The 6,723-nt window shown below is 37.3% G+C and carries 4 protein-coding genes and 1 pseudogene; 3 read left to right on the forward strand and 2 right to left on the reverse strand.

Translation table 11 applies throughout. The features are described from left to right. Positions 1-5: 5 nt before the first annotated feature. Positions 6-611 carry a bifunctional phosphoserine phosphatase/homoserine phosphotransferase ThrH gene (thrH, locus tag B2X33_RS01580; protein ID WP_296667099.1) on the reverse strand — a complete coding sequence of 202 codons (606 nt, stop codon included), beginning with the start codon at positions 609-611 and terminating at the stop codon, positions 6-8. Positions 612-922: 311 nt separating this feature from the next. Here thrH and B2X33_RS01585 point away from each other — a divergent pair, with 311 nt between their 5' ends. The 3 genes and pseudogenes from B2X33_RS01585 (at position 923) to B2X33_RS01595 (ending at position 5,706) form a co-directional block, all read left to right on the forward strand. Continuing rightward, positions 923-3,913, forward strand: a complete 2,991-nt coding sequence (locus B2X33_RS01585; protein WP_296667101.1) for a two-component regulator propeller domain-containing protein — start codon at positions 923-925, stop codon at positions 3,911-3,913. 27 nt (positions 3,914-3,940) lie between these two features. Continuing rightward, positions 3,941-4,495: pseudogene (locus tag B2X33_RS01590) on the forward strand (HD-GYP domain-containing protein); the annotation flags it as partial. 8 nt (positions 4,496-4,503) lie between these two features. Beyond that, positions 4,504-5,706 (forward strand): BMP family ABC transporter substrate-binding protein, encoded by a 1,203-nt coding sequence (locus tag B2X33_RS01595; protein ID WP_296667104.1) that lies wholly within the window; start codon positions 4,504-4,506, stop codon positions 5,704-5,706. Positions 5,707-5,719: 13 nt separating this feature from the next. On the opposite strand, the gene B2X33_RS01600 is transcribed toward B2X33_RS01595, so the two are convergent. Continuing rightward, positions 5,720-6,424 carry a hypothetical protein gene (locus B2X33_RS01600; protein WP_296020523.1) on the reverse strand — a complete coding sequence of 235 codons (705 nt, stop codon included), beginning with the start codon at positions 6,422-6,424 and terminating at the stop codon, positions 5,720-5,722. Positions 6,425-6,723: the final 299 nt, after the last annotated feature.

A 6,723-nucleotide genomic window follows, 5' to 3' on the forward strand; every position in this document is an offset into this window, starting at 1 on the left:
TTTTTTTATTTTTTGAGCGCGTCTTTTATTGCGGCCAAAAGTTCTGAATATTCTGTAAAAGCCGGAATATTCGGATAATCATTTTTGATTTTGTCTGTCGTGCGGAACAAAAAACCTGCCTTGCTTGCTTCAATCATTCCGAGATCGTTGTAGCTGTCGCCAAAAGCGATTGTTTCAAAACCAATTGACTGCAGCGCTTTTACCGTCGTTAGCTTTGATTTTTCGCAGCGCATCTTGTGCTTTACGATAAAACCTTCTTTGTCTGTTTCGAGGCTGTTGCAGAAAATAGTCGGCATTCCGAGTTTTTTTAGAATCGGGCCTGCGAATTCTTCAAAAGTATCGCTCAAAACAACAGTCTGGCAGATTGAACGCAGCTCATCCAAAAATTCTTTTGCGCCGGGAAGCGGATCAATTTTTGCAATCGTATTCTGAATGTCCTTTAATGTAAGTTTGTGTTCCTTTAAAATTGCGATTCTCCAGTTCATCAGTTTGTCGTAATCAGGTTCATCGCGAGTTGTTCGTGAAAGTTCAGGAATTCCAGAAACTTTTGAAAACTCAATCCAGATTTCTGGAGCAATTACGCCTTCCATGTCCAGACATGTAATGTACATTTTTTCCTCCAGCAGAACGCCAAATCCGCCTGCTTTAAATTTTTTATGAAAGTTTAGCATTTTTTTTTCTATGAGAAAATACGAATTTTTAATTTTTCGCAGCTCATCTTCGCGCTGACCGGCTCTTACTGCAAGTCCCCCTCGCTTCGCTCGTCCGGTCTTTCCGTGGCGATCCGGGCTAAGTTTTGTCCAAAAAAAATCAGTTCACGCATTGTTTTCTATAATTGCTTGACTAAAAACTTACAAAAAAATTGCCATAGAAATTGTAATTCATAAATAAAACGTTATAATATTAAAGACAGGAGAAAGTGATGTTGTTAAAAGCCAAAAAAGAATATCTAATTGTTCCATTTACGGTGCTTGCGCTTTTGATTGACCTTCTTGGAAGAGTTTTTGCCGAAAATCTTATGCTTCCGCTTTGGTGCGACTCTGTCGGAACTTTTTTTATTGCGTATTTTGCAGGTCCGATCTGTGGCGCAATAGTCGGTTTTGCAAACAATATAATTTACGGCATTTTTGTTGACCATCAGTCGGTTTACTGCGTTACTGGCGCGTTTATCGGTTTTTTGGCCGGATATTTTGCAAAAAAGAAAGTTTTTGAAAGCCAGTTCTTAACTATGACGATTGGAATGGGGCTTGCTGTAATTTCAACAGTAATTTCTGTAATCGTCAGCATAACAATGTATGGCGGTGATATTGGCAATATTTGGGCATCTCAAGTAATGCGTTTTTTTATGGACGCAGGTTTTCCAAAATATGTTTCCTTTGTAATTGGCCAGTTTTATATTGAATTTTTAGACAAACTGTTTTGTGTCGAAATAATTTATCTTTTAATAAAGTTTGCAAGGTTTTACAGAAAAAAACGTGACGAAAATTCAGAAGAAAAAATCATTCCAAAAAAAATAGCTCCGTTTTTGACTTTTATTTTTGCGCTTTTCTTTGTTTTATTGCCTAAAACAGCTTTTACTCAAAATTTTGCCGATGAATGGGACTCTTATGTTCAGACAGTTTTTTCAAATCCTGAAGGACTTTTGTCTGGCGAAGCAAACGATATTGAACAGACAAATGACGGAAAACTTTGGATTGGAACTTATGCCGGCCTGTTTAAGTATGACGGTTCAAAATTTAAGCTCATGAGCGATATTCATTCTGTAAAAAGTGTAAATTGCCTTTTTGTTGACGAAGAAGGGAGGCTTTGGACTGGAACAAATGACAGCGGAATTACGATTTTTATAAATGAACGCGTAATGAATGTAATTGACGAAGAAAGCGGACTTCTTTCAAATTCTGTAAAGGACATTGTCAGCGATACCGACGGAAATTATTACATCGGAACAACAGAAGGAATTTCTCTCGTGTCTTTGAGCGGCGGAGTAAAAATTACAAAAAACTATGAACAGATAAAAAATGTAACAAAAATGTCTGCTGACAAATTTGGAAATGTCGTTGCTGTTACCGAACGCGGAGAACTTTTTTGCTTTAAAAACGGAGAAATTTGCTGTTCATTTTTAAAAGATGGGAAAAATACCTCTTTTCAGAGTGTAGATTTTTCGGAAGACGGAAGGCTTTTTCTTGCAAGCCCGGACGATTCGATTTTTATTTACAGCTTGACGCCTTCTGGTCCAAACTTAGTCCGCAAATTTAAAATTCCAGGAATAGAAGGCATAAATTCATTCTATTTTGCAGAAAATAAAGGTGTTTTTGTTTGTTCTGACACGGGAATTGCCTTTTTCGATGAAAGTTTTAAGGCCAAAAAACTTTACACGAACAATTTTACGAATTCGATAGACGCAATGCTTATCGATTATCAGGGAAATCTCTGGTTCAGTTCTTCAAGGCTTGGGCTTCTCGAAATGTGCAAATCTACTTTTGTTGAGCTTTTTTCTGAAATCGAAGAAACCTCTGTTGTAAATTCTACAGAAAAATGGCAAGGACTTCTTTTTTGTGGAACTGACGAGGGGCTTATAATTCTTGACGAGGAAAACGAAAAAAAAGTTGAAAATAAAATAAGTTCATTGCTTAATAAAATAAGAATTCGCTGTTTGAAGGTGGATTCTATGAATAACCTGTGGATTGCAACGACAGGAAGCGGCATTTATAAAGTAAGTTTGGATTCTTCTGGCGAATACGAAATAAAGAATTTTTCACAGAAAACTGGACTTCCTGGAAACCGTTTTAGAAATATCTGCGAGCTTAAGGACGGAAGAATTGCCGTTGCCGGAGATTATGGAGTTGCCTTTTTGAGAGAAGATGCTGTTGAAAAAGTTTTTACTGCGCAGGACGGTTTTGCCAACGAAAAATCTCTTTGCCTTCTTGAATACAAAAATGGCTGCTACGTAGGTTCGGACGGAGGCGGAATTTCAAAAATAGAAAATGGCCAGATTGTAAAAAATATTGGAAAAAAAGACGGACTTTCTTCAAACGTAATTTTGCGAATGGTTTACGATTCTTTTTCTGACGGTGTTTTTATTGTTACAAGCAACGGAATTTGCTATACGTCCGAAAAAGGAGAAGTTAAAAAACTTGATAATTTTCCGTATTCAAACAATTACGACATGATTTGCGACTCTGACGGAACATGCTGGATTTTGGGAAGCGCAGGAATTTATGTTGCTCAGTCAAAAGATTTGATTGAAAATTTGAAGACTGAATATCCTGTTATAAATGCAAAGCATGGTTTTCGTTCGCTGCTGATTGCAAATTCATGGCCTTGTCTCGAAAACGACAATCTTTATCTTTGCTGCGACAGCGGAGCCGTAAAGGTTAATATGTCAAAATACGACATGGCTTCAAAATCTTACCGCATGATTTTGGATTTTGCGGAAGTTGACGGAATAAAGCAGAAAATTAGCCGTTCTGACGTTTTTAAACTTTCGCCTCAAACTCAAAAACTTGTGCTTGAGCCGGAAATATTGAATTATTCTCTGAACGATCCTTATGTAAGATATTTTCTTGTTGGAAATGATTTAAAACCGGCAGAGTGTTTGCTCAGCGAACTTGGAAAAATTTCTTATTCAAACTTAAAGCCAAAAACTTACGTGTTTAAAATTTCAATTCTCGACGGATTGAACGGAAATGTAATTGAAAGCGCAAATTACACGATTGAAAAAGAAACAGAAATGTATCAGAAAAACTGGTTCAAACTCTATGTAATTTTGACTGGCTCGCTTGTTCTTGTCTGGCTTACATGGTTCGTTACTAGAGTTCGTTCTCAGAAAACTTTGCTCAAACAAAAATACGAGCTCGAATATGCAAAAAAACAGATTAAGATGGTGAACGAAACTATTCTTTCTATTGCCTAGACTGTAGATGCCAAGGATTCAAATACGAGCGAACATTCTTACAGGGTGTCGGAGTATTCAGTTTTTATTGCAAAAAAACTTGGATATTCAAAGGAAAAATGCGAAACTCTGCGGCAGATGGCGCTTTTGCACGATATTGGAAAAATCGGAATTCCGGATGCTATTTTGAATAAGCCCGAAAAACTTACGGACGAAGAATACAAAATCATGAAATCTCATGTTATTCGCGGCGGAGAAATCTTAAAATACTTTACGGTTGTTGACAATGTAAGCGTTGGCGCTCTTTATCATCACGAAAAATACGATGGAAGCGGCTATTGCCACGGCCTAAAAGGTGAAGAAATTCCTCTTGACGCAAGAATTATCGGTATTGCAGACGCATTTGACGCAATGACGGCAAACCGTATTTACCGCAAACAGCTGGATCTTGATTTTGTAATAAACGAGCTTAAGAGGAACAGCGGAACTCAGTTTGATCCAAAACTTGTGGACATCATGCTTTCTCTGATTGCTGACGGAACAATAGATGCTGAAAGCCTTTACAAAAAATCAAAAAAAATTCCGGCAGAAAACAGTAAATGAGGAAAACTATGAATGTAAAAATGAAAAAAAAATATATTTTGTGCACAATTACTTCTGTTGCAATGTGCCTGCTTTCTTTTGGACTTCATATTTTGACACGTTCCGAAGACAGATGCCTTAAAGTTGGATTCATTTTTGTAGGAGATGAAATAACTCCTTATACAGAAAATTTTATAAAGGCACAAAATCACGTTGTTTCGGTTTTTGGCGACAAAATTGACTGTGTTACTAAGTACAATGTTACGGAAGACCAGATTGAAGGTCCTTTGGAAGAACTTGTAAACGAAAAGTGTGATTACATAATTGCCGCCAGTTACGGTTACGGTCCAGTTGTAAAAGAGATGGCGGCGCTTCATCCTGAAATTGATTTTTGTGTGCCGACTGGCGACAATGCAAATGATGAGCCTGTTCTTTCAAATTATCATAACTGTTATGGAACAATTTATCAGGGGCGCTATATTTGCGGTGTGATTGCCGGAGAAAAACTTAAGGAAATGATTGAATCGAAAGTTATAAGCGCAAAAGAGGCAAAAGTCGGTTACGTTGCGGCTTTTCCGTTTGCAGAAGTTATTTCCGGCTATACGGCTTTTTATCTTGGCGTTCACTCGGTTGTTCCAGAAGCGACAATGCTCGTAAAATATACGGACACTTGGTCAAATTATTCTTTGGAAAAGCAGGTTGCCGCAGAATTGATTGATGAAGGTTGCGTTGTAATATCTCAACATTCTGACACAAAAGGACCTGCCGTTGTCTGTGAAAATTCAAAAAGACCGGTTCCTGTCTATCATGTCGGATACAGCCAAAGTATGACAGATATTGCTCCGACGCGTTCCTTGGTCAGCTGTTCTGTTGATTATTCATACTATTTCGAGCAGTCAATAAATGCTCTTTTGCATGATAAGAAAATTGAAGATTGCATTGACGGCAAGGTTTACGGTCAAGACGCAATGGCAGGAATCGAAAAAGGCTGGGTTCGCATTTTGGACATAAACTATGCAGTTTTGCCGGAAAGTATTGATTCGACCGTAAAATCTGTTAGCAACAAAATCGAAAAAAATGATATTGTAGTTTTTTCTGGAAATTTTACAGGAACTGCTCCGTTTGACAGTTCCAATAAAATTGACTTAAGGACACCTTTTGTCGAAAATGAAAAATCTTCATCTCCGGCTTTTTGTTATGTCCTCGATGATGTAATTAAGATTTTGCCTTAGTTTTTTAGGAATTTTAGCAATCCCACCATTGAGCTGCAGTTTGATCTGCCAGCTGGAGCAAAATGACAAGAGGGTTTTGCAGAAAATTTGAATAGTTAAAACTTTCGTTCGGACTTAAATCGGAAAATCCCATGTGGCGGCTTATTGCTTCGAGAACCGGACGTTTATGAATGTATTCTGGAAGACACTCAAGAAGCATGAGAGCGGATTCGTTTCCGTGACCAAGATTTCGGTTTTCGCTTTTTACTTTAAAATAAGGCTCGTAAACCCAGTTCCCCTGATAGTTTTTTGTTTTTTTGTGTTCGACTGAATAAAATCCAGCTTTGCAAAAATCGTGAGACAGCGCGGCAATAAAAATGTCTGCAGCTGAAAAATTATAAAATTCTGCACGCTTTGTCTGGATAAAATTTGAAAAAATCATTGGCGCAAAAACAAGGCTTTGGTAAATCACCGTAAGAGAATGAGCCGCAAGTCCTCCGGCAACGTTTGCGTGGTATTTTGCGCTTGCAGGACTTGTGAAAAATTCGTGTTTTTCCATCCATTCTGTAAGACAGTCTATTTTTTCTTTTGGAAGCAGGGCTGTTGCCATTTCGAGTATTGTATCTTTGACTTTTTGGCTGTCAAAAGTTCCATCCATTAAAATCGGCTTGTTTTTTGAAAAAATCTGCGCAACATTTTCTACCTGGATTTTTAACTCAATTAAATCGTTTTCATTCATAAAATGATTATAAAATTAAAATTGTGGTCTGAAAAGAAGGTGCTTTAAATACATAAGTGTGTTTTTATTATGTAAACACAAAATGGTTTTTAGAAACGTGAAATTTTAAGGAACGAGCGATAAAGAAAATATTTATATTGAATAAATATGCAGAACTTTGTATGATAATTGCATATTTATTCGTGATAGTGGAGCTTTTTTATGGAGAAATTTGCTTTTATTGACGGCGGAGTTTGCGCTGCCGAAGGATTTACCGCGAGTGGCGTTTTGAACAAAATCAAGGAAAGCCGCACAACTTA

The sequence above is a fragment of the Treponema sp. UBA785 genome (assembly GCF_002297065.1).
In the GTDB taxonomy this organism is placed as follows: Bacteria; Spirochaetota; Spirochaetia; order Treponematales; family Treponemataceae; genus Treponema_D.